This window comes from Halomonas litopenaei (assembly GCF_017303055.1).
In the GTDB taxonomy this organism is placed as follows: Bacteria; Pseudomonadota; Gammaproteobacteria; order Pseudomonadales; family Halomonadaceae; genus Halomonas; species Halomonas litopenaei_A.
In genome coordinates, this window is sequence record NZ_JAEKJT010000003.1 from 417,468 (window position 1) to 439,439 (window position 21,972).

Genomic DNA, 21,972 nt, shown 5'->3' on the forward strand with positions numbered 1-21,972 from the left:
CCAGACAGCCGGCCCCCCGTACCAGCGCAATCGCACAGCCAATGCACCTTTCGTTGATCCATGGCACTTGCGCGAACGCTAGGCCCTGCTATCTTTCTCGTGTACTGTATGAATCGACAGTATCCAGTATGACCCGCCGCCGGAGCCCAGCCCGCGCCGCACTTCCGTACCCGTGACAGCCCGACCCTTACCACCAGGGAGACACCGTGCCATGGATATCGCGACCTGCCAGTTCCTTCAACGCCTGCCCAACCTGCCCATCGCCGACAGCTGGGAGCCCATTGACACCCCCGATGCGCTGGTGGACATCCCCCTGCTGGGACATGTCTCCGCCGGGATGCCCATCGAAGCCTGCCTCGACAACGCGACTCTGCAGGTGCCTTCGCGCATGGTGCGTCGCAACACCTACGCGCTGAAGGTGTGCGGCAACTCGATGATCGATTGCAATATCTTCGACGGCGATGTGATCATTATCGAACGCCAGGAAAGCGCCGAGAACGGCGAAACCGCGGTGGTGATGATCAATGACCAGGAGGTCACCCTGAAAAAGCTGTACATCGAGAAGAATGGCGTGCGGCTTCAGCCCGCCAACGAGACTATGCCGCCCATCTACCTGAAAAACAGTGACATTCGGGTGCTTGGACTGGTGATGGGCGTGGCTCGCCAGGCAGAACTGGTTGCCTGATGCGCTACCCGATACCGGATCTCGCGGCAGGCGAATGGCACGTGGCGGAAATTGAGGTGGAAAAAAGCCGCTTCATCACCTGGGTGGCTCACGCCCCTGATGTGGACGCTTTCAATGTGCTGCTGGCCGGGGCCCGGCGACAGCACCCCAATGCCAGCCACCACTGCAGCGCCTATCTGGCTGGCCCTCCCGGCGAGCAGGTCCACATCGGCTTTTCCGACGACGGCGAGCCAGGCGGCACCGCGGGACGTCCCATGTTCCAGGCGCTGGAGGGTGACGGAATCGGCCAGACCGCGGCGGTGGTGATTCGCTACTTTGGCGGCACCAAGTTGGGCACTGGCGGACTGGCGCGGGCGTACACCCAGGCCCTGGTCAAGGCCCTGGAGACACTGCCCAGGCGCGAATGCGTTGAGCGCCGCCAGGTGCGTATCCAGGTCGACTTTGCGGGCGAAGCCGACGCGCGCCAGTGGTGTGAGTCCCGGCACATTCCTGTCGACGCGGTCGACTACGCGGCCGAAGGCGTCAGTCTGACCCTGGGCTGGCCCACTGAAGCGCCCGTGGACCTGAGTGAGTTGAGCACCCGCCTCAAGGGACGCATCGCCATTGCCCGGGACGACGACCTGAACAACGAGCAAAACGACACGGCCTAGGCCCCTCGCCGTCCGACGGTTTGGCTCATGCCCTGTCAACGCGCCCTATCCATTTGCCCACGCATGCGCCCCTCATACGTGCACACCCAACCTATGCACACCTCGTGTTGGCACACCAAGGTGGTGACACGCCTATGCATGGGCAGGGGCTGATGCAGCCCCGATGTAGCGCTTGCGCTTGTCCGCCTTGAGCCGCGCCACATCCACCACCACCAGGCCGTCGATGCAGTAGCCAAACGCCGTGTCGACGCCAAAGGCCTTGAACGACACCCCGCCAGGCTCAGCGACATCGACATACTGCTTGTAGAGTGCGGGCACACCCGCCCCCATGGTCTGAAGCGCGGCCTTGAGGCGCAAGAAATCCTCTGCCACATCATTGCCATCAAACAGGCGATCCGCCTCTTCGCGCCCGGCGCGGGACAGTGGGCAGACCGCCTTGGCCCGAATCAGGCTGTCGCCATCGGCATGGTAGTGCCGGTAGTAGCTGACCAGCAGGTCCTTGGCCAGCGGTGGCAAATGGTTGGGTATGGTGACGGGGCCAAACATCCAGCGCACCTCTGGATGGTGGCGAAGATAGGCGCCTAATCCGTGCCACAGGTAATCCAGACTGCGCCGTCCCCAGTAGCGTGGCTGGACGAAACTGCGGCCCAGTTCCAGCCCATGGCGCCACTGCTCCCAGGGCGCCTGGTCGAGATGAAAGATGGTCGCACTGTAAAGCCCCTCGATGCCGATGCTGTCGAGGATGTGGCCCACATCCCCCAAGCGGTAGGCCCCGGCGATTTCCAGATCGCGGTCATCCCACAGCACCAGATGACGATAGTGCTCGTCGTATTCGTCCAGGTCGCGCTTCTTGCCCGTCCCTTCACCGACACGGCGAAAGGCAATCTCCCGCAGCCGTCCGATTTCCCGCATGACGGCGGAATCTGGCTGGTGCTCAAACAACAGAATCTGCTTGCCATCCGGGGTCTTACCCAGCACCTCGGCCTGCGCCAGCTCTTCGCGCAGGTGCTGGCGGTTCTCGGGATGCGCGATCCCCGCCTCGCTGACAAACACCCCCTTCTTGCCGCGCCCCAACCGATAGATATGCTTGCGCAGCAGCTTCAGCTTCGCCTGAGTCGCCAGGTCGTCTCGATCAAACCGAGCCAGCGGAATTTCGCCGCCGATCTTGATCGTGATATGGCGCCCCTGCTGGCGAAACATCTCGTTGGGTAGCAGCAAGGTCCCCAGCGGGGAGTACAGCGACGTCAGGGAGTAGAACAGCGGAGAGTTTCTGCCGCCCACATGCACCGGCAGGATGGGCGCGTTGGTGCGCCGCGCCGCATGCAGGAAACCAGACAGCCAGTTGCCATCCCGGATGCCTCCAGGACCTGCCCGAGAGACCTCCCCCGCGGGAAACACGATCACTGCCTGCTCATCGTCCAGGGCGTCGACGATACCCTGCAGGCTCTTGCGGAAACCGCGGCGAGACAGGTTGTCCACCGGCAACAGCAGCGGCGCCAGGGGAGACAGCTGCATCAGCAGGTCGTTGGCGATGATTTTTACATCCGGCCTCACGTCCGCCACCATGCGCACCAGGGCAAGGCCATCAAGGGCGCCCAGTGGATGATTGGCCACGATGACGACCCGACCGGCCACCGGAATGTTGTCTCGATCTCGCGACGACAGCGAATAGCCGAAATTCAGGTGATCAAGCACCGCATCGATAAACTCGAGCCCACCGGCACGCCGATGCTGCTTGAGGAAGGCATTGATCTCACGCTCGTGTACCAGACGCTTGAGGCCGGACATCAACAGCTGTCGTCCCCAACGAGGCCAGCCCCCGACCTTCGGCGCCTTGGCCAGCAGAGCCTTCTCTACATCGATCATGCGCATTCCCCCTGACGTGTCGAACGTCAGACTAGGAAGCGAGCATGACAGAAGCGTGGCGATTCGATGTTGAGCGGATGACGTGCCCGACGCAGCTGAACGGCAAAAGCATGCGGCGCCCCCACCTTTCAGCAGGGGCGCCGCATGTGGCTGCCAGGATCAGACGTCACGCCGACCCTGGGCATATGGCGTAGTGCTGGAACCTATCCGAGGTACTTGATCATCACCCCAGCCGCCACCGCGGAACCAATGACACCCGCCACGTTTGGTCCCATGGCATGCATCAGCAGGAAGTTGTGAGGATTGGACTCGAGCCCGACCTTGTTGGACACTCGCGCCGCCATGGGTACCGCCGACACGCCGGCAGAGCCGATCAACGGATTGATCGGGTGCTTGCTCACCAGGTTCATGAACTTCGCCATCAGCACCCCGCACGCCGTGCCAATGGCAAAGGCCACCATACCAAGACCGAGGATGCCCAAGGTTTCTACCGCCAGGAAACGGTCGGCCATCAGCTTGGAGCCCACCGACAGCCCCAGAAAGATGGTCACCGTGTTGATCAGCGCATTCTGTGCGGTATCCGACAGACGCTCGACGACGCCACATTCGCGCATCAGGTTGCCGAAGCAGAACATGCCCAACAGGGGTGCAGCGTCGGGCAAGAACAGCACCACCAGAATCAACAGCGCCAGAGGAAACACGATCTTCTCGAGCTTCGACACCGGGCGCAGCTGGGTCATGGCGATGCTACGCTCCTTTTGCGTCGTCAACGCCTTCATGATCGGAGGCTGAATCAACGGCACCAGCGCCATGTAGGAATAGGACGCCACGGCGATGGCACCCAGCAGTTCCGGCGCCAGAATGCTCGACACGTAGATCGACGTCGGCCCATCGGCGCCGCCGATGATGCCGATCGCAGCGGCCTGATTGAGGCTGAAATCCATCCACCCCATCGCCGTCATCGCTACCGCCCCCAACAGGGTGGCAAAGATTCCGAACTGGGCCGCAGCACCGAGAAACAGGGTGCGAGGGTTGGCCAGGAGCGGGCCGAAATCGGTCATCGCCCCCACCCCCATGAAGATCACCAGAGGCGCAATACCTGAGGCAATCGCCACGTTGTAGAACTGGAACAACATGCCGTGGGCATAGCCACCGTCCATGGCCACATCGTTGGCCGCGCGAATCAGCGCCGGGGACATGTCCCCGTGCAGCGCGTCAGACAGGGTGTGGCGCCAGATATCCAGCTCAGCACCGGTGGGCAAGCTGATCCCCAAGGCTTGAGCCATCTGCGCCAGCAGTTCAGGGCGACCCAGATGAGCGGCCTGCTCTGCCGCGGACAGCGCCAGACCCGCCTCGGGAATATTGGCGAGAATTCCACCAAAACCAATCGGGACCAGCAGCAGCGGCTCAAACTTCTTGGCGACGGCCAACCACAGCAGCAGTAGACCCACCACCAGCATCACCGCCTGGCCGAGCGTCAGGTTATACAGGCCGGAGCCGTACCAGAGCGTCAGTATCTTCTCCATGACCCGTCCTTAGAGCACTACCAGTACATCACCGACAGCGACGCTGTCACCCTCAGCCACCTTCACATCGGACACGGTTCCCGACGACGCAGCGCGTACCTCTGTTTCCATCTTCATCGCTTCAAGGATGATCACCACGTCGCCCTCCGCCACGCTATCACCGGGTTTGACGTTGACCTTGAAGATGTTGCCCGCCAGCGGCGCCTGCACCGTGGCTCCGGATGAGGCCTCGCCGCCAGCGGCGGGCGCCGGAGCTGGCGTAGCGGACGCTGCTGCAGGCTGAACCTGGGAAATATCTCCCCCTTCGGCAACCTCGACCACATAGGCGGTGCCATTGACGGTGACGGTGTAGGTGTCTGAACCACCGGACTGAGCCGCCGACTTGGCCGGAGCACTGGCCGCGGGCGCTGTTGCGGCCGGCGCCGTCTCGGCTTCGGGAGCAGGCTCAAAGGCGTCTGGGTTGTCCCGGTTTTTCAAGAACTTGAGACCGATCTGCGGGAACAGTGCATAGGTCAGCACATCATCGACCTGCTGCTCCCCGTCGGCCAGGCGAATGCCATCCTGCTTGGCCTTGGCAAGCAGCTCCTCGGTCAGGCGCGGCATCTCCGCCTCAAGGCGATCCGCCGGACGCTCGGTCATCGGCGAGGCACCCTCCAGCACACGCTGCTGCAGGTCTCGCTCGAAGGGCGCAGGCGCGGCACCGTACTCCCCTTTCAGCAGTGCCTGCACCTCCTTGGAGATAGAGGCGTACCGCTCCCCCATCATTACGTTCATGACCGCCTGGGTGCCCACAATCTGTGAGGTAGGCGTCACCAGAGGAATGAAGCCCAGGTCTTCGCGCACCCGCGGAATCTCGTTCAGTACATCGTCGAGCCGGTCACCCGCACCCTGCTCTTTCAGCTGGCTCTCCATGTTGGTCAGCATGCCACCAGGCACCTGAGCCACCAGAATGCGTGAGTCAATGCCCTTGAGAGAACCTTCAAATGCGGCGTACTTCTTGCGCACTTCGCGGAAGTAGGCCGCAATGTCCTCGAGCGCTTCAAGATCAAGGCCGGTATCGCGGTCGGTTCCCTTGAGCATGGCCACCAAGGATTCAGTGGGGCTGTGACCGTAGGTCATGGACATGGAAGAAATGGCCGTATCGACGTTATCGACACCCGCCTCAGCCGCCTTCAGGGCCGTCGCCGACGATAGACCGGTCGTGGCGTGACAGTGCAGGTGAATGCGAATATCCAGCGCCGACTTGAGCTTGGTGACCAGCTCATAGGCATCGTAAGGCGTCAGCAAGCCCGCCATGTCCTTGATCGCCAGGGAGTCGGCCCCCATGTCAGCGATCGACTGCGCCAGCTCTACCCAGCTGTCCAGGGTGTGCACCGGACTCTTGGTATAGGAGATCGTGCCCTGGGCATGGCCGTCGTTGGCCTTCACCGCCTTGATCGCACGCTCGAGGTTGCGCGGATCATTCATGGCGTCGAAGACACGGAAAATGTCCACTCCATTGGTCTTGGCGCGCTCGACAAAGCGATCCACCACATCGTCGGCGTAATGACGATAGCCGAGCAGATTCTGCCCGCGCAGCAACATCTGCTGTGGAGTACGTGGCATGGCCTCCTTCAACGCCCGTATCCGCTCCCACGGATCCTCACCGAGATAGCGGATACAAGCGTCAAAGGTGGCCCCACCCCACGATTCCAGTGACCAGAAGCCGATGTTGTCGAGCTTCTCGGCGATGGGCAGCATGTCATCGATGCGCATACGGGTCGCAAACAGAGACTGGTGTGCGTCTCTCAACACGACATCGGTGATGCCAAGTGGGCGTGCAGTGTCGCTCATGGTCGAGTCCTTATCATTATGGCTTGTCGATACCAAGCGCTTTCGTCGAAAATCACGGCCGCCGGCACTGTGCGAGGGAGCTCATCAACAACGTGGTTTGACGAGCCCACTGACAGCGCCTGGCAGACTCATCGCTTTTGGCGGTGACGGTGAACAGCAGCAGCGATTACCGCCATCAGGGTGTCGTCCTGCGTCGGCGCCGCTCTTGAGCGGGGAGCGGAAGCCTCGGCTACCGGCTCCGGGAAGAAGCGCCCGATGACACGCGACATCAGTGTCGTCGTGACCACCAGAACCGTAAGAAAAACAAAAACGAAGCCCATCCCAAGGGCCATGAGGGACAAACCCTCGCTAACAAGCTGTGATTCGTTCATGCGGGATCCTCCGCTTTACGACGACTAAGTTGCCTTGATCTTTCTAGATCATTCGGCTTGCGCATATTTTTTGTTGCTATACCCTGCCACACCCCCGGCGTATAGCCATGGTCTAAAGGTAGCAGTTTTGGTTGTTAATTTACTACATAGACATAGGTTGGACGAAGGTCGCATAGGGCTGGCGCCCATGGAGGGCGTCATTGATGCCAACACCCGCGACCTGCTGACCCGACAGCAGGGCTTCGACTGGACGGTCACCGAGTTTGTCCGCGTCGTTGACGCACGCCTGCCGCCCCGAGTGTTCTACAAGCACTGCCCTGAACTGGCGACGCAAGGCGTCACGACGCCGTCACGCATCCCGGTACACCTGCAATTGCTCGGCTCAGACCCGGACGCCCTGGCAGCCAACGCGCGACAAGCGCTGCGCCTGGGCGCCATCAGCCTGGACCTCAACTTTGGCTGCCCGGCCAAGCTGGTCAACCGTCACGACGGCGGCGCGTCGCTGATGCGCGACCCTCACCGACTGGCCGCTGCTGTCGCCGCAGTGCATCAGGCCGTCGGCGAGGACATCCCGGTGACCGCCAAGATCCGGCTCGGATTCTCCCACCGCCGCCTGGCCCTGGACTGCGCCCTGGCAGCGGAAGCCGCCGGCGCCAGACAGCTGGTCGTCCATGCGAGAACCCGCGACGAAGGCTATCGCCCCCCGGCCCACTGGGAGTGGATCGGCAAGATCCGCCAACGCCTGCGCATCCCGGTCGTGGCCAACGGCGACATCTTCACCCTCGAAGACTACTGGAAGGCACGCACCCTGTCGGACTGCACCGACGTCATGCTGGGCCGCGGCGCCCTCGCAGACCCCCTCCTCGCCCCGCGCCTGAAACATTGGCAGCTCACCGGCGAACGCCTTCCAGCCACGACCTGGGCACAGCGCGCACAAGTGCTCATGGAATATGCTGCAATGCAGCGTAGCATACTCCCGGCGAAAGTGGTGGTATCACTACTAAAGCAGTGGATGAACCACATGAGAGCACGTGACGAGGAGTCCGCAGCCCGCTTCAAGGCCTTGAGACGCATCACCGATCTCGATGACTTTATCGCCGGACTCTCCGCTGACACCCCCGAATCCGGCTCACCTGCCCGCCACAGGGCACTAAACGCCAGACCCCAGGCGATAGCCGCAGACTGACACCCGTTTGTGCCGAGCATAAAAAAAGGCGTCCATCGAGAGATGGACGCCCAAACGATCGCGACCGGGCGGCGAGCCCGCAAGCCGGTCAGCATGAAAAAACGCGAGAGTAGACCGCTGCCACTAGCTCCTGAGGCGAGTGCACGTCACCGTCGACCGACAAGCGCTCAACAGGACACTCAAGCAGAACCGTCGCAGCACGGTAACAAACAGAAAACCCGCCCTCCGGAGAGAGCGGGTGAAATTCTGGCGCGCCCGGGAGGATTCGAACCTCCGACCACCTGATTCGTAGTCAGGTACTCTATCCAGCTGAGCTACGGGCGCGTGAGCAATACATCGTATTGCAGGTGACATGTGCTCATTCTTTCCTGCAGCGCTTGGCGACATCAGGACAGCACAAACCACGATGTGCAAGTGTATGGCGCGCCCGGGAGGATTCGAACCTCCGACCACCTGATTCGTAGTCAGGTACTCTATCCAGCTGAGCTACGGGCGCGTTTCACACTTACGATAACAAGACGACAGATACGCCTTCTTGTCAGTACCCATGAAGACCTTTGACTGCCGCTACTCGCTTCACGACAGGCAAATGGCGGAGAGGGAGGGATTCGAACCCTCGATGAGGCTATAAACCCCATACTCCCTTAGCAGGGGAGCGCCTTCAGCCACTCGGCCACCTCTCCCTCATCGGCACGGTGCGTATCCTACCGAGACTTAAGGCCTTTGTCCAGCCCGTGACAAAAAAAGTTGCGCAAGGTCTCTGCGCTGTCACTCGTCATCAACGCTACCGTCATCCGCTTTCTCACGCTGAATGCGCTGATAGATCTCTTCGCGGTGTACAGCAACGTCCTTCGGCGCATTGACGCCGATACGCACCTGGTTTCCCTTCACTCCTAGAACCGTAACGGTGATATCGTCACCGATCATCAGAGTTTCGCCGACGCGGCGTGTCAGGATAAGCATGACTGATCTCCTTCTCAGACTTGTTACGTGAGCCGCTACGCCGTCCCGTCTCCGAACGACGTGCCCTCTTTCTTGGTGGCGAGCACTAGCGACTCATGACACCTGATTGTGCCGTTTAAGGGAAGCCCCCTACCGCCGTAGCGGTACCGGGGACTCCTTAAAGCGTAGATGGTGTGCGCCGCGTCGAGGAATTTATTCGCTCTCGATGTCTGCCTTATCGAGACCAAAAGCCTTGTGCAGGGCGCGCACCGCTAGCTCCATCTGCTTCTCGTCAATCACCACGGAAATCTTGATTTCCGAGGTGGACACCATGCGGATGTTGATATTTTCCTCGGCCAGCACGCGGAACATCTTCGAAGCGACCCCCGCGTGAGAGCGCATACCGACACCCACCAGTGACACCTTGGCGATGTTATCGTCTCCACGCAACTCACCGCCGCCCAGATCAGGGATAACCTGCTGCTCGAGGATGCGCATGGTCTGCTTGTAATCACCCTTGGCGACCGTAAAGGTGAAGTCAGTGTAGTCACCCGCCGGCGCAACGTTCTGCACGATCATGTCGATTTCAATGTTGGCATCGGCAATCGGACCCAGGATGCGCGAGGCCACGCCCGGCACGTCAGGAGTGTGAAGCAGGGTCAGCTTGGCTTCATTGGCGGTGAAGGCGATACCGGAAATCAGCGGTTCTTCCATGGAATCCTCGTCTTGGTCAGAGTCTGCAACGATCAGGGTGCCGGGGCCGTCTTCAAAGCTAGACAGCACACGCAGCGGGACATTGTACTTACCGGCGAATTCGACAGCGCGAATCTGCAGCACCTTGGAACCGAGACTGGCGAGCTCCAGCATCTCTTCCACGGTGATCTCATCCAGGCGCTGGGCCTTGCTGCAGACGCGGGGATCGGTGGTATAGACACCGTCTACATCGGTATAGATCTGGCACTCATCAGCCTTGAGCGCGGCCGCCAGCGCCACACCGGTGGTATCTGAACCACCACGACCGAGGGTCGTGATATTGCCTTCCGCATCGACGCCCTGGAAGCCGGCAACGACTACCACCTGCCCGGCATCCAGATCCTCGCGCATCTCATCTGTCTCGATACGCTGGATACGCGCCTTGGTGTGAGCGCTGTCGGTCATGATGCCAACCTGCGAGCCGGTGTAGGACGTCGCGGGCACTTCCAGCTTGTGTAGCGCCATGGCCAGCAGGGAAATGGTCACCTGCTCACCGGTGGACACCAGCATGTCCATCTCGCGGGGGGTAGGCTCGTCGTTGATCTCGTTGGCCAGACCGATCAGGCGATTGGTCTCGCCACTCATGGCAGATACCACCACCACGACCTGATGGCCCTGGTCTCTAAAGCCCTTGACCTTCTCGGCGACCGCCTTGATCCGCTCCACCGAGCCGACCGACGTCCCACCAAACTTCTGTACGTATAGTGCCATATGCCGTCATCCTCGCTCGTTGGATTCCAATGAATGAAACTGTTGTCTCTGCGAAGCTGTATCTGCACAGCGCTGTGTCAGACAGAAAAAAGGGCCGTGGACTCTCTCGAGTCCACGACCCCGCAGGGGCTACAACCTGGCATCGAGCCAGGCGGGCACACTCTCCAGTGCGCCAGGAAGCGCCTGAACGTCACTCCCCCCTGCTTGTGCCATATCCGCGCGGCCACCGCCCTTGCCACCGACCTGACTGGCGACATGATTGACGAGCTCGCCAGCCTTGACCTTGGCGGTCAGATCATCGGTGACACCGGCAATCAAGCTGACCTTGCCAGTGGCCTCATCCGCCACACCGAGCACCACGATGCCTGAGGACAGCTTGTTCTTGAGCTGATCCAGCATGCCGCGGAGTTCCTTGCCTGACACGCCCTCCAGGCGGGTGGACAGGACCTTGACGCCCTTGACCTCGACCACCTTGGCCAGCATGTCGCTGCCTGCCGCGCTGGCCAGCTTGGCCTTGAGCCGCTCCAGCTCCTTCTCGAGGCCGCGATTACGCTCCACCAAGCTCTCGACCCGCTCCTCCAGCTGTTCAGGCTTGGCCTTGAGGCGCTCGGCCACCCGCGACAGGCGCGCCTCCTGCTCGGCGAAGTGGGCCAGCGCCCCCTCTCCCGTGATCGCTTCAATACGACGCACGCCAGAGGCAATGCCGCTTTCCGCGACGATATGGCAGCAGCCGATATCGCCACTACGTGCCACGTGGGTGCCGCCGCACAGCTCTATCGAGAAATCGTCGGCACCGATGGTCAGGACGCGGACGCTGTCGGCGTACTTGGCTTCGAACAGCGCCGCGGCCCCCTTCTCCTTCGCCTCATCGAGGGTCATGGTCTCGACGCGGGTCGGAGCATTGGCCAGCACCTGCTCGTTGACCAGGCGCTCCACTTCCTTGAGCTGCTCGGCGGTCATCGCTTCAAAGTGGCTGAAGTCGAAGCGCAGGCGCTCGGGCGTCACCAGCGAGCCCTTCTGCTGAACGTGCTCGCCCAACACCAGGCGCAGCGCCTTGTGCAGCAGGTGTGTGGCCGAGTGGTTACGCACGGTAGCGGCACGCAGGCTGGAATCCACCTGCGGCGTGACGTCTGCGCCCACGACCAGCTCACCCTCCAGCAGCATCCCCTGATGCAAGTGGTGGCCGGACTGCTTCTGGGTATCCTTGACCAGGAAACGTCCCGAACCAAAGGACAGATAGCCGGTATCCCCTACCTGCCCGCCGGATTCTCCGTAGAACGGGGTACGATCCAGCACCACCACGCCGGACTGCTCCTGGGTCAGCCGCTCCAGAGCATTGCCTTCGCTGTCATAAAGCCCGACCACGCGCGCCTGGTCGTCGAGGCGGTCATAACCGGTGAATTCGGTCTCGCCATCCAGCTCGATAGTGGCGCTGTAGTCGGCTCCAAACTGGCTGGCGGCACGGGCACGCTCGCGCTGGGCCTCCAGCTCACGGTTGAAGCCCTCTTCATCGAGCGTCACGCCACGCTCGCGACACACGTCTGCCGTCAGGTCGTAGGGGAAACCGTAGGTATCGTAAAGCTTGAACACGGTCTCACCGGCCAGGGTATCCCCATCCAGTTGCGACAGTGCCTGCTCGAGCAGCCCCATCCCGTGGTCCAGGGTGCGCGCAAACTGCTCTTCTTCCTTGAGCAGCACGCGCTCGATCTGATCGCGGGCCTTGCGCAGCTCGGGATAGGCCTCGCCCATCTCGCTGTCGAGGGCCGCCACCAGCTGGTGGAAGAATGCATCCTGAGCGCCGAGCTTGTGCCCGTGGCGGATGGCACGACGAATGATCCGGCGCAGGACGTAGCCGCGCCCCTCGTTGGAAGGCAGCACGCCATCAGTGATCAGGAATGCGCAGGAGCGGATGTGATCGGCGATCACCCGCAGCGACGGGGACGCCAGATCGTCGGTACCGGTAGCCTCTGCAGCGGCCTTGAGCAGATTCTGGAACAGGTCGATCTCGTAGTTGGAGTGCACGCCCTGCATGACCGCGGCGATCCGCTCGAGGCCCATGCCGGTGTCGATGGACGGCTTGGGCAGCGGGGTCATTTCACCGCTGGCGTCACGATCGAACTGCATGAACACCAGGTTCCAGATCTCGATGTAACGGTCGCCATCCTCTTCCGGACTGCCGGGAGGACCACCCCACACCTCAGGGCCATGGTCGTAGAAAATCTCAGAGCTGGGCCCGCAGGGACCGGTGTCGCCCATCTGCCAGAAGTTGTCTTCATCCAGCTTGGAGAAGCGCTCGGGATCAATCCCGATCTCGTCCTTCCAGATGCGCTCGGCCTCATCATCACTGATGTGCACCGTGACCCACAGCTTTTCCTTCGGCAGCCCCAGCACGTCGGTCAGAAAGGTCCAGGCAAAGCCGATGGCGTCACGCTTGAAGTAATCGCCAAAACTGAAGTTGCCCAGCATCTCGAAAAAGGTGTGATGGCGAGCGGTGTAGCCGACATTGTCCAGGTCATTGTGCTTGCCTCCAGCACGCACACAGCGCTGGGAGGATGTGGCCCTGACATAGTCGCGGGGATCACGCCCCAGGAACACATCCTTGAACGGCACCATGCCGGCATTGGTGAACAGCAGGGTCGGGTCGTTGCCCGGCACCAGGGAGCTGGACGGCACGCGAGTGTGACCGTGCTCCTCGAAGAACCTCAGGAAGGCCTGTCTGATATCTGCGCTTTTCATGAAATACCCGTGACGATGAGCGATAGAGCGCGTCGAGCCGGCCAGCTGGCGTGGCACGCCGGCAGCTACCGGGCATGACACCACACCCCGGAGCCGTCGCAAAAGAGGACATTATAGCGTAGTTGTCAAGCGACTAAAGTGGGTCACGTAAAACACCTGCACACGAGCCCTGGGATGGGCGGACAACCACACCGCTTTATATGAGCCTTCAACGATACTAGGTATCTGCCTCAGACATGGCGCGCAGTGCCTCGCGGACGTGATCAAAATCAAACCCTCGCCCGGCCAGGAAGCGCTCTCGCCTTGCCCGCTCTTTCGGGTCGCCTGCAGGCCCTCTGCCGAATCGACGCTGGAGGGCCTCGGTCGCCAGTTGATACCAGTCCACCGACTCCTCCTGCTCTATCTCTCTCAGGGCGTCTCTGGCCAACTCCCGGTCGACCCCACGCTGCCCCAACTCCGCCAGCATCTTGACCGGCCCCTGCCCGCGCAGCACTCGTCCACGCAGAAAGCTCTCGGCGAAGCGACGATCACTCTGCAGGCCCTGCTCGGCCAGTTCGTCCAGCAGCGCTTCGACCTCATCATGCTCGTGCCCTCGGCTCAGCAACCGTGTCGTCAGCTCTTGACGACCATATTCACGCCGGGCGAGCAGTTCGACCGCCTGCTCCCGTGGCGACATCTCCGTTCTCGCCTTGCGCATGCAAGCCTCCCGTCTGTGCACTGCATGACCACCAGCATTCATGCTCGGCGTGGTACGGCGCGCGCCCCACCCACCTGGTGAACGTCAAAACGCAACGGGCCCCTAGCAGGGGCCCGAATGGCGATGGAGGCCGGCGTTGCCTACCCCCATCCAGTACCGCAGCAGCGAATTACAGCAGGTCATCGCCGAAGTCGTCACCCGCTGGTGCGGCTTCCGCTTGCTTGTCCTGCTCTTCCTTCTTGGGATCTGGCTGGACCAGCAGCTGAGCACGAATCTGAGACTCGATCTCTTCCATGATCGCAGGGTTGTCTTCCAGGAACTGGGCGGCATTGGCTTTGCCCTGACCGATCTTGTTGCCCTGGTAGCTGTACCAGGCACCTGCCTTGTCCACCAGCTTGCACTGGACGCCCAGATCGACCACTTCGCCGGCGTGATAGATGCCCTTGCCGTAGAGAATCTGGAACTCGGCCTGGCGAAACGGCGGAGCCACCTTGTTCTTGACGACCTTCACCCGGGTTTCGTTACCGGTGACCTCATCGCCCTGCTTGACCGAACCGGTGCGGCGGATATCCAGGCGCACGCTGGAATAGAACTTCAGGGCGTTACCACCAGTGGTGGTTTCCGGGCTGCCGAACATCACACCAATCTTCATACGGATCTGGTTGATGAACACCACCATGCAGTTGGCGTTCTTGATGTGGCCGGTAATCTTGCGCAGCGCCTGGGACATCAGACGCGCCTGGAGACCCACGTGGGAATCCCCCATTTCGCCTTCAATTTCCGCCCTGGGAGTCAGGGCCGCCACCGAGTCGATGATGATCACGTCCACACCGCCGGAACGGACCAGCATGTCGCAGATTTCCAGGGCTTGCTCGCCGGTATCCGGCTGGGAGACCAGCAGATCATCCAGGTTAACACCGAGCTTTTCTGCATAGCTCGGGTCAAGGGCGTGCTCAGCATCGATAAAGGCACAGGTCTTGCCGTCCTTTTGTGCCTGAGCGATCACCGACAGCGTCAGCGTGGTCTTGCCCGAGGATTCCGGGCCAAAGATTTCCACGACGCGCCCGTAAGGCAGACCGCCAATGCCCAGGGCGATATCCAGACCCAAGGAGCCGGTGGACACCGACGGCATGACCACCCTGGGGGCATCGCCCAGACGCATGACCGTGCCCTTGCCAAACTGGCGATCGATCTGAGAAAGAGCGGCGTCAAGCGCCTTGCTGCGGTTTTGATCCTGCGCCATTTCGGAGCTCCTGTAGACAATGGATCGGGGCCGAACGGCGTGTCCTGGTCCCCATCGGGCCCTGCGCCGGACCCTGGCAATTACTGTATGACTGAACAGTAGTATGACGAAAAAATGCGCTGACCACCACCCCTGCTCCAGGCCTATTGCTGCCATCGGAGTCCAATGCCAGCGAGCCGCCGGCCGCCAACATCATCACCCTGGGGGCTAACGCTAGCTTTGGCGTTAGCTCAGCCGATCAATCAGCCCCTGCAGCGCGTAGGCAATGGCTTGGCGGCGCACGTCATCGCGATTTCCTGCAAAGTGGCAACGTTCTGCCACGCATACGCCATCTGCGGCAAAGGCAAACCAGACCGTGCCCACCGGCTTATGGTCGCTGCCCCCGCCAGGCCCCGCAACACCACTGATGGCGACGCCATGGGATGCGCCACTTTCGGCACATGCTCCAGCCACCATGGCTTCGACCACTGACTCACTGACGGCCCCGTGGCGCTCCAGCAAGGCCAATGGCACCCCCAGCAGGCGCTGTTTGGCGGCATTGGAATAGGTCACATAGCCCGTCTCGAAGTAGTCCGAGCTGCCTGCGATATCGGTGATCGCGGTGGCCACGCCGCCACCGGTGCAGGACTCGGCGGTGGTCACCTGGACCTGACGCTTGAGGCACAGTTCACCCAAGCGACTCGACAGCACTCGGATATCTTCTGGTGCAGGCGTCATGGAGATAGCTCCTGAAGTGAAGGTGGGGGGCACGGGCCGCAACGCTGGGGCCGAAACGATAGGGCCGCGACGTCATGCAGGCGCGCGGGATACGACGCCAACATCGTGCCCGCAACTCGGGATCAACGCATTGCGGCGACCTCAGTCGCCGCAATGTGCTCTACCGCCGATCACAGGATTGACGACGAGGCCACCTAGCGCCTCGCGATAATCCACACCGCGTGAACGATCCCGGGAATATAGCCGAGAAGCGTCAGCAGGATGTTCAGCCAGAAGTGCAGACCGAAGCCAACTTGCAGGAAGACACCCAGCGGGGGCAGCAGGATGGCCAGAATGATGCGAATAACGTCCATATACTTGCTCCTTTATTCAACGTCCTTGAATCATCACCCAACTTGGATCATCGCCCAAGAGGGATCGGGAAGCGTGGTCCTTGCAGTGACATCTGTTGGCTGATGCTCCCAGGGGCAGCGGTGACTCCGTCACCGCCTTTGCTCGCGCCCTGAGGCATACCACCTAGGGTAGCCGGAGATCTCTCCGACAAACAGATGCCGTGTCGCGCATGCATCATATTGCCATGATGTAGGCGGTTCTATCATCCCCCTCCGTCGTCCTGGCTGCGCTACAGATCGGCCCGTAGGCCATGCTATCCTTATGGGCTTTCGTCGGCCTTGTTCCGACCGATCCTCGCTTTATCCATCCGCCCACCAGCGCATTGAGATTCCATGAACGACATGGCCAAGCCCAGTGCTCCCAGCCATACGCCGATGATGACCCAGTACCTCAGGATCAAGCGCGAGCATCCTGACGTCCTGCTGTTCTATCGTATGGGGGACTTCTACGAACTGTTCTACGACGACGCCAAGCGCGCCGCGGCACTGCTTGATATCACGCTGACACAGCGTGGCCAGTCAGCAGGCAAGCCGATTCCCATGGCCGGTATTCCCTACCATAGCGCCGAGGGGTATCTGGCTCGCCTGGTCAGTGCGGGCGAATCGGTGGCCATCTGCGAGCAGATCGGTGACCCGGCGACGTCCAAGGGCCCGGTAGAGCGTCAAGTGGTGCGGATCGTCACCCCAGGCACCCTGCATGATGAGGCACTGCTGGATGCACGCCGCGACAACCTGCTGGTGGCGGTAGCTCCCTATGGCGACCACCTTGGCCTGGCCTGGCTGGAGGTCTCCAGCGGACGCTTCAGCGTGCTCGAGGTCGACAGTGAAACCGAAATGCTGTCCGAGCTGACGCGCCTGGATCCGGCTGAACTGCTGGTGCCGGAAAGCCTGGAACTACCCGCCTCCATGTCCGAGCGACGCGGGCTTCGACGCCAGAGTGACTGGCTGTTCGATCATGAAAGTGCGCACCGGGTATTGTGTGATCAGTTCCGGGTTCAGGACCTCAAGGGGTTTGGTTGCGCACACCTGCACTCCGCCATCATTGCGGCTGGTGTGCTGATGGACTACGCCAGGGACACCCAGCGCAGCGCCCTGCCCCATGTCACCGCGATCGGTGTGGAAAATCGTGACGATAGCGTGGTCATTGATGCAGCAAGCCGGCGCAACCTGGAGATTGACATCAACCTGGGAGGTACCAGCGACAACACCCTCGCCAGCGTCCTGGACACCACCACCACGGCAATGGGCTCGCGCCTGCTCAAGCGTTGGCTGAACCGCCCGCTGCGAGACAGGCAGCAGGTCATGGGACGTCAATCCGCGATCAGCTTGCTGCTGGACCAGGAAGGCTACGAGCCGCTGCGCGACGAGTTGAAGGCCATTGGCGACATCGAGCGCATCCTGGCCAGGGTGGCGCTGGGCAGCGCTCGCCCGCGGGACCTGGCGAGACTGAGAGACGCCTTCAATGCGTTACCCGCTCTGCGCGATCAGCTGGCTGGCTACGCTGAAGGCACCACGCTTGACGAACTGCGCGTCCATATCCAGCCGTTTCCCGAGCTGGCGGACTTGCTCACCCGTGCGCTGATCGACAATCCCCCGGTGGTCATTCGGGATGGGGGCGTGATCGCTGACGGTTTCGACAGAGAACTGGACGAACACAGAGGGCTGGCAGAGCACGCCGGTGACTACCTCGTGCAACTGGAAGCACGGGAGCGGGCACGCACCGGACTCGCCGGGCTCAAGGTGGGGTACAACCGCGTCCATGGCTACTTCATCGAGATTCCTCGGGCCCAGGCCAAGGAAGCCCCTGCGGATTATATCCGGCGCCAGACACTGAAGAACGCAGAGCGCTTCATCATCCCGGAGCTCAAGGAGTTCGAGGACAAGGCGCTATCCGCCAAATCCCGCGCACTGGCCCGGGAAAAGCTGCTTTATGATGGCCTGATCGACAGCCTCAACGCGGAGCTCGCTCGCCTGCAGGCCACCGCCAGAGCACTGTCTTCCCTTGATGTGCTATGCGCCCTGGCCGAACGCGCACGGGCACTGGATTTTGTACGCCCCACGCTCGCTGATGTGGCCGGGTTCGATATTCGCGGTGGACGCCACCCGGTCGTCGAACAGGTCAGTGACACGCCATTCGTGCCCAACGACCTGCTGATGGATGACGACCGCCGCATGCTGGTCATTACCGGCCCCAACATGGGCGGTAAATCGACCTACATGCGTCAGGCCGCGTTGATCACCCTGCTTGCCCACTGTGGCAGCTTCGTTCCCGCTGACAGTGCCACCATCGGCCCGGTGGACCGCATCTTTACCCGCATAGGGTCCAGCGATGACCTGGCCGGTGGCCGCTCCACCTTCATGGTGGAAATGACCGAGACTGCCAACATCCTGCACAACGCCACAGATCATAGCCTGGTCTTGATGGACGAAATTGGCCGCGGCACCAGTACCTTTGATGGACTGTCGCTGGCCTGGGCCAGTGCCGAACACCTGACCCGCACGCGGGCCTTCACCCTGTTCGCCACCCACTATTTCGAAATGACCGCTCTGGCCGGAGATTCTGCTGCGGTGGCCAACGTGCACTTGACCGCTGCAGAGCACAATGAAGGCATCGTGTTCATGCACCGGGTGGAAGAAGGCCCAGCCAGCCAAAGCTACGGTCTCCAGGTCGCGCAACTGGCCGGCGTCCCCCAGTCCGTCATCGCCGAAGCCAGGATCAAGCTCGCCGCGCTGGAGCAGCAGGAAGTGGATCATGGACAAGGCCCGTCCAGCCTGTCGCGAGCGGAGCCTGCCCCCCAGCAGGCAGACCTGTTCGCCAGCACGCCTCACCCCTTGATCGAAGAGCTCGAGCAACTGGCCATCGATGAACTGTCACCGCGTCAGGCACTGGAGCTTCTATACCGCTGGAAATCGTCAGTATGACCGTGCACCCCGCGCTTGCCCCTACAGAAGTGCGGGTCTAGAATGTGGCACCCAAGGACCGTGCATTATAAGAAAGCCATTTCCATATAACTTTAAGGCTTAACACGCGACAGGCGAAACGACGCTCAGCTCCTCTGCGTCGGGGCGTGAGCTACCCATGATCCGGAGCGTCGCCATGGCGACCTTTCGGGCGCAAGTGACCAATGATTGAGCGGCCAGCACCGAACTGGCCCGAGGAAGGGAGACTGGCATGACATTCGTCGTCACCGAAAACTGCATCAAGTGCAAGTACACCGATTGCGTCGAGGTCTGCCCGGTGGACTGCTTCTACGAGGGTCCCAATTTTCTGGTGATCCACCCGGACGAATGTATCGACTGCGCCCTGTGTGAGCCCGAGTGCCCGGCCGAGGCCATCTACTCCGAGGATGAGCTACCCGAGGGCCAGGAGGCGTTCATCGAGATCAATGCGGAGCTTTCCGAGGTGTGGCCCAACATCACCGAAAAGAAAGATCCACCGGAAGACGCCGAGCAGTGGGACGGCAAGACAGGCAAGCTGGAGCAGCTCGAACGCTGATCTGGCACGACAAGCCACTACCTGCTCAACACAATAGCCGCCCAACGAGGCGGCTATTGTGTTGCTGGCGGTGTGGCGAGCATCCTTCAGACGATAGCTCCATGGCGCTCGCTTGCCCGGCCATCAGGCGTCTCTCCGAACTCGGCTGGCCGTTTTCACTGTCCAAACGACCTGTCCAAACCACCTGCCCGGACCCGCTGTTCAGGGCAGCTGTTCGAGCCGACCGCGCCGGCCACCAGGCCCAGCATCTCGTCACGACAGCCAACCTGCTGGCATAAAAAAAGGCGGCCCGTAGGCCGCCCGCTCCAAGCATTTCCTTGGGCGGCTCCCTCCGCCCGACTCCCTGAGTGCCCTCCGTGCCCAGAAGCGACATCCTGTCGCACCAGGCGCACTCTTGACTCTAGAACGCATCCCGAAAACACCCAACTGAATCGAACGTCGAGCCACATGCCGTGATGGTCCTGCGATCGGCGTTCCATGCCTGCCTGTTGTTGCCGAACCTGTCTACCTCCATGCAGACGAATCCGACCACACTAGGCGTCTCGCAGTCCTGGCAAGCAGCCTGATGCCGCGAAGCCTGACCTCTCGATTCATGAGTGCATTCTGTCAGCTTTGGGCATCATCTCAAGTCGCCTTATTTTGCACTGCGACATGTCCTACGTGACACGCTTCTTTGCGACGCCCCAAAAAATATATAGAAATTAACAACATAAAAAAGGCCCGCGATAACATCGCGGGCCTCTTCGGGTCATATGGGGTTAATGTCCTACATAAAATGTAGTCAATGTCTTACAAAATGTGAGGACACAACCACCCCAAAGGGTTTATCAAACCCTACGCCTGTCCCTTGATCGCCGCGCGACCTGGGTAAGTAGCGCGCTCTCCCAGCTCCTGCTCGATGACCAGAAGGCGGTTGTACTTGGCGACACGATCACTACGGCACAACGAACCCGTCTTGATCTGGCCCGCGCAAGTGCCTACCGCCAGGTCGGCGATGGTCGTGTCTTCGGTTTCACCGCTACGGTGGGAGATGACCGCCGTGAACCCCGCGTCCTGTGCCATGCGGATGGCATCCAGCGTTTCGGACAGTGAACCAATCTGATTGAACTTGATCAGGATGGAGTTGCCGATGGATTCATCGATACCACGCTTCAGAATCCGCGTATTGGTCACGAACAGGTCGTCACCGACCAGCTGGACACGGTCTCCCAGCTTGGCAGTCAGAGACTTCCAGCCGTCCCAGTCGGACTCGTCCAGGCCGTCCTCGATGGACACGATCGGATACTCGTTGGCCAGACCCACCAGGTAATCACCGAAGCCTTCGGCGTCGAAGCGCTTGTCCTCGCCTGCCAGCACGTACTGGCTGTCCTTGTAGAACTCACTGGCGGCACAGTCCAGCGCGAGAGTGATGTCCTTGCCGAGCTCGTAGCCGGCGTTCTCAACGGCCTGCTTGATGACCGCCAGCGCCTCGGCATTGGAAGACAGGTTAGGGGCAAAGCCACCTTCATCACCTACGGCGGTGGCAAGACCCCGCGACGACAGCACCTTCTTCAAGGCATGGAAGATCTCGGCACCGGCGCGCAGGCCTTCGCGGAAGCTGGCGGCACCCACCGGCTGCACCATGAACTCCTGAATGTCGACGTTGTTGTCGGCATGCTCACCACCGTTGAGGATGTTCATCATCGGCACCGGCATCAGGTACTGCCCCGGCTGGCCGTACAGCTCAGCGATGTGGGCGTACAGCGGTACGCCCTTGGCGTTGGCCGCTGCCTTGGCGGCGGCCAGTGACACCGCCAGGATAGCGTTGGCGCCCAGGTTTTCTTTGTTGTCGGTACCATCGAGCTCGAGCATGGCGTCGTCCAGGCCACGCTGATCACGCGCATCCATGCCCACCAGAGCGTCACGAATCTTGCCATTGACCGCGTCGACGGCCTTGAGCACACCCTTGCCCAGGTAACGACCCTTGTCGCCGTCACGCAGCTCCAGCGCCTCGCGGGAGCCGGTGGAGGCGCCGCTCGGCGCGCAGGCGACGCCCACGGCGCCGCTTTCCAGGCGCACTTCTGCCTGGACGGTGGGGTTACCGCGTGAATCCAGCACCTCTAGGGCGCGAATATCGACGATCTTGGTCATCTCGATGGGTCCTTGTGGGTGATAAAGCTCGTGTCAGC

At 61.4% G+C, this 21,972-nt stretch carries 17 protein-coding genes and 3 tRNA genes; 5 read left to right on the plus strand and 15 right to left on the minus strand.

Annotation, left to right across the window (positions count from 1 at the left end; translation table 11 throughout):
- Nucleotides 1–211: 211 nt before the first annotated feature.
- Nucleotides 212–685 (plus strand): transcriptional repressor LexA, encoded by a 474-nt coding sequence (gene lexA / locus JF545_RS05835; RefSeq protein ID WP_206940169.1) that lies wholly within the window; start codon nt 212–214, stop codon nt 683–685.
- Complete coding sequence (locus JF545_RS05840; RefSeq protein WP_206940171.1) at nt 685–1,335, plus strand: IMPACT family protein; 651 nt, start codon at nt 685–687, stop codon at nt 1,333–1,335. The genes lexA and JF545_RS05840 overlap by 1 nt, the downstream gene beginning before the upstream one ends.
- A gap of 132 nt (nt 1,336–1,467) precedes the next feature.
- On the opposite strand, the gene JF545_RS05845 is transcribed toward JF545_RS05840, so the two are convergent.
- The 4 genes from JF545_RS05845 to JF545_RS05860 form a co-directional block, all read right to left on the minus strand.
- Nucleotides 1,468–3,201 (minus strand): lysophospholipid acyltransferase family protein, encoded by a 1,734-nt coding sequence (locus JF545_RS05845; protein ID WP_206940173.1) that lies wholly within the window; start codon nt 3,199–3,201, stop codon nt 1,468–1,470.
- 203 nt (nt 3,202–3,404) lie between these two features.
- Nucleotides 3,405–4,727: a sodium ion-translocating decarboxylase subunit beta gene (locus JF545_RS05850; protein ID WP_206940175.1), complete on the minus strand. Its 1,323-nt coding sequence runs from the start codon at nt 4,725–4,727 to the stop codon at nt 3,405–3,407.
- Nucleotides 4,728–4,736: 9 nt separating this feature from the next.
- Nucleotides 4,737–6,560, minus strand: a complete 1,824-nt coding sequence (gene oadA / locus JF545_RS05855; RefSeq protein WP_206940177.1) for a sodium-extruding oxaloacetate decarboxylase subunit alpha — start codon at nt 6,558–6,560, stop codon at nt 4,737–4,739.
- Between the two features lie 128 nt (nt 6,561–6,688).
- On the minus strand, nt 6,689–6,931 hold the full coding sequence (locus tag JF545_RS05860; RefSeq protein WP_206940179.1) for an OadG family transporter subunit: 243 nt from the start codon (nt 6,929–6,931) through the stop codon (nt 6,689–6,691).
- A gap of 187 nt (nt 6,932–7,118) precedes the next feature.
- Here JF545_RS05860 and JF545_RS05865 point away from each other — a divergent pair, with 187 nt between their 5' ends.
- Nucleotides 7,119–8,117 (plus strand): tRNA dihydrouridine synthase, encoded by a 999-nt coding sequence (locus JF545_RS05865; RefSeq protein ID WP_206940180.1) that lies wholly within the window; start codon nt 7,119–7,121, stop codon nt 8,115–8,117.
- Nucleotides 8,118–8,364: 247 nt separating this feature from the next.
- Here the strand turns inward: JF545_RS05865 and JF545_RS05870 are convergent.
- From JF545_RS05870 to JF545_RS05915, 10 genes are all read right to left on the minus strand, one after another.
- Nucleotides 8,365–8,441, minus strand: a tRNA-Arg gene (locus tag JF545_RS05870).
- 95 nt (nt 8,442–8,536) lie between these two features.
- Nucleotides 8,537–8,613: transfer RNA gene (locus JF545_RS05875), tRNA-Arg, on the minus strand.
- A 94-nt stretch (nt 8,614–8,707) separates the two neighbouring features.
- Nucleotides 8,708–8,800 (minus strand) — tRNA-Ser (locus JF545_RS05880).
- A gap of 85 nt (nt 8,801–8,885) precedes the next feature.
- On the minus strand, nt 8,886–9,080 hold the full coding sequence (gene csrA / locus JF545_RS05885) for a carbon storage regulator CsrA (protein WP_206940183.1): 195 nt from the start codon (nt 9,078–9,080) through the stop codon (nt 8,886–8,888).
- Nucleotides 9,081–9,272: 192 nt separating this feature from the next.
- Nucleotides 9,273–10,523 carry an aspartate kinase gene (locus JF545_RS05890; RefSeq protein WP_206940185.1) on the minus strand — a complete coding sequence of 417 codons (1,251 nt, stop codon included), beginning with the start codon at nt 10,521–10,523 and terminating at the stop codon, nt 9,273–9,275.
- A gap of 129 nt (nt 10,524–10,652) precedes the next feature.
- Complete coding sequence (alaS, locus tag JF545_RS05895) at nt 10,653–13,259, minus strand: alanine--tRNA ligase (RefSeq protein WP_206940187.1); 2,607 nt, start codon at nt 13,257–13,259, stop codon at nt 10,653–10,655.
- A 217-nt stretch (nt 13,260–13,476) separates the two neighbouring features.
- Entirely contained in the window at nt 13,477–13,956 is a 480-nt protein-coding gene (locus JF545_RS05900; RefSeq protein ID WP_206940189.1) for a regulatory protein RecX, read from the minus strand.
- A 169-nt stretch (nt 13,957–14,125) separates the two neighbouring features.
- The gene (gene recA, locus JF545_RS05905) at nt 14,126–15,199 is read right to left on the minus strand and encodes a recombinase RecA (RefSeq protein WP_206940191.1); all 1,074 of its coding nucleotides are present in this window, start codon (nt 15,197–15,199) and stop codon (nt 14,126–14,128) included.
- 225 nt (nt 15,200–15,424) lie between these two features.
- Nucleotides 15,425–15,916 (minus strand): CinA family protein, encoded by a 492-nt coding sequence (locus tag JF545_RS05910; protein WP_206940201.1) that lies wholly within the window; start codon nt 15,914–15,916, stop codon nt 15,425–15,427.
- A gap of 194 nt (nt 15,917–16,110) precedes the next feature.
- A complete protein-coding gene (locus JF545_RS05915; RefSeq protein ID WP_206940204.1) occupies nt 16,111–16,269 on the minus strand; it encodes a YqaE/Pmp3 family membrane protein in 159 nt (52 codons plus the stop codon).
- Between the two features lie 372 nt (nt 16,270–16,641).
- On the opposite strand from JF545_RS05915, the gene mutS reads away from it, so the two are divergent.
- Nucleotides 16,642–19,230 carry a DNA mismatch repair protein MutS gene (gene mutS, locus JF545_RS05920; protein ID WP_409995506.1) on the plus strand — a complete coding sequence of 863 codons (2,589 nt, stop codon included), beginning with the start codon at nt 16,642–16,644 and terminating at the stop codon, nt 19,228–19,230.
- A 250-nt stretch (nt 19,231–19,480) separates the two neighbouring features.
- Nucleotides 19,481–19,804 carry a ferredoxin FdxA gene (gene fdxA / locus JF545_RS05925; RefSeq protein WP_206940206.1) on the plus strand — a complete coding sequence of 108 codons (324 nt, stop codon included), beginning with the start codon at nt 19,481–19,483 and terminating at the stop codon, nt 19,802–19,804.
- Between the two features lie 834 nt (nt 19,805–20,638).
- Here the strand turns inward: fdxA and eno are convergent.
- The gene (gene eno / locus JF545_RS05930) at nt 20,639–21,934 is read right to left on the minus strand and encodes a phosphopyruvate hydratase (RefSeq protein ID WP_206940208.1); all 1,296 of its coding nucleotides are present in this window, start codon (nt 21,932–21,934) and stop codon (nt 20,639–20,641) included.
- Between the last annotated feature and the right edge of the window lie 38 nt (nt 21,935–21,972).

Coding starts and splice junctions, on each gene's coding strand:
- lexA (WP_206940169.1), top strand. CDS start 212: ATGGATATCGCGACCTGCCAGTTCCTTCAACGCCTGCCCAACCTGCCC.
- JF545_RS05840 (WP_206940171.1), top strand. CDS start 685: ATGCGCTACCCGATACCGGATCTCGCGGCAGGCGAATGGCACGTGGCG.
- JF545_RS05845 (WP_206940173.1), bottom strand. CDS start 3,201: ATGATCGATGTAGAGAAGGCTCTGCTGGCCAAGGCGCCGAAGGTCGGG.
- JF545_RS05850 (WP_206940175.1), bottom strand. CDS start 4,727: ATGGAGAAGATACTGACGCTCTGGTACGGCTCCGGCCTGTATAACCTG.
- oadA (WP_206940177.1), bottom strand. CDS start 6,560: ATGAGCGACACTGCACGCCCACTTGGCATCACCGATGTCGTGTTGAGA.
- JF545_RS05860 (WP_206940179.1), bottom strand. CDS start 6,931: ATGAACGAATCACAGCTTGTTAGCGAGGGTTTGTCCCTCATGGCCCTT.
- JF545_RS05865 (WP_206940180.1), top strand. CDS start 7,119: ATGGAGGGCGTCATTGATGCCAACACCCGCGACCTGCTGACCCGACAG.
- csrA (WP_206940183.1), bottom strand. CDS start 9,080: ATGCTTATCCTGACACGCCGCGTCGGCGAAACTCTGATGATCGGTGAC.
- JF545_RS05890 (WP_206940185.1), bottom strand. CDS start 10,523: ATGGCACTATACGTACAGAAGTTTGGTGGGACGTCGGTCGGCTCGGTG.
- alaS (WP_206940187.1), bottom strand. CDS start 13,259: ATGAAAAGCGCAGATATCAGACAGGCCTTCCTGAGGTTCTTCGAGGAG.
- JF545_RS05900 (WP_206940189.1), bottom strand. CDS start 13,956: ATGCGCAAGGCGAGAACGGAGATGTCGCCACGGGAGCAGGCGGTCGAA.
- recA (WP_206940191.1), bottom strand. CDS start 15,199: ATGGCGCAGGATCAAAACCGCAGCAAGGCGCTTGACGCCGCTCTTTCT.
- JF545_RS05910 (WP_206940201.1), bottom strand. CDS start 15,916: ATGACGCCTGCACCAGAAGATATCCGAGTGCTGTCGAGTCGCTTGGGT.
- JF545_RS05915 (WP_206940204.1), bottom strand. CDS start 16,269: ATGGACGTTATTCGCATCATTCTGGCCATCCTGCTGCCCCCGCTGGGT.
- mutS (WP_409995506.1), top strand. CDS start 16,642: ATGAACGACATGGCCAAGCCCAGTGCTCCCAGCCATACGCCGATGATG.
- fdxA (WP_206940206.1), top strand. CDS start 19,481: ATGACATTCGTCGTCACCGAAAACTGCATCAAGTGCAAGTACACCGAT.
- eno (WP_206940208.1), bottom strand. CDS start 21,934: ATGACCAAGATCGTCGATATTCGCGCCCTAGAGGTGCTGGATTCACGC.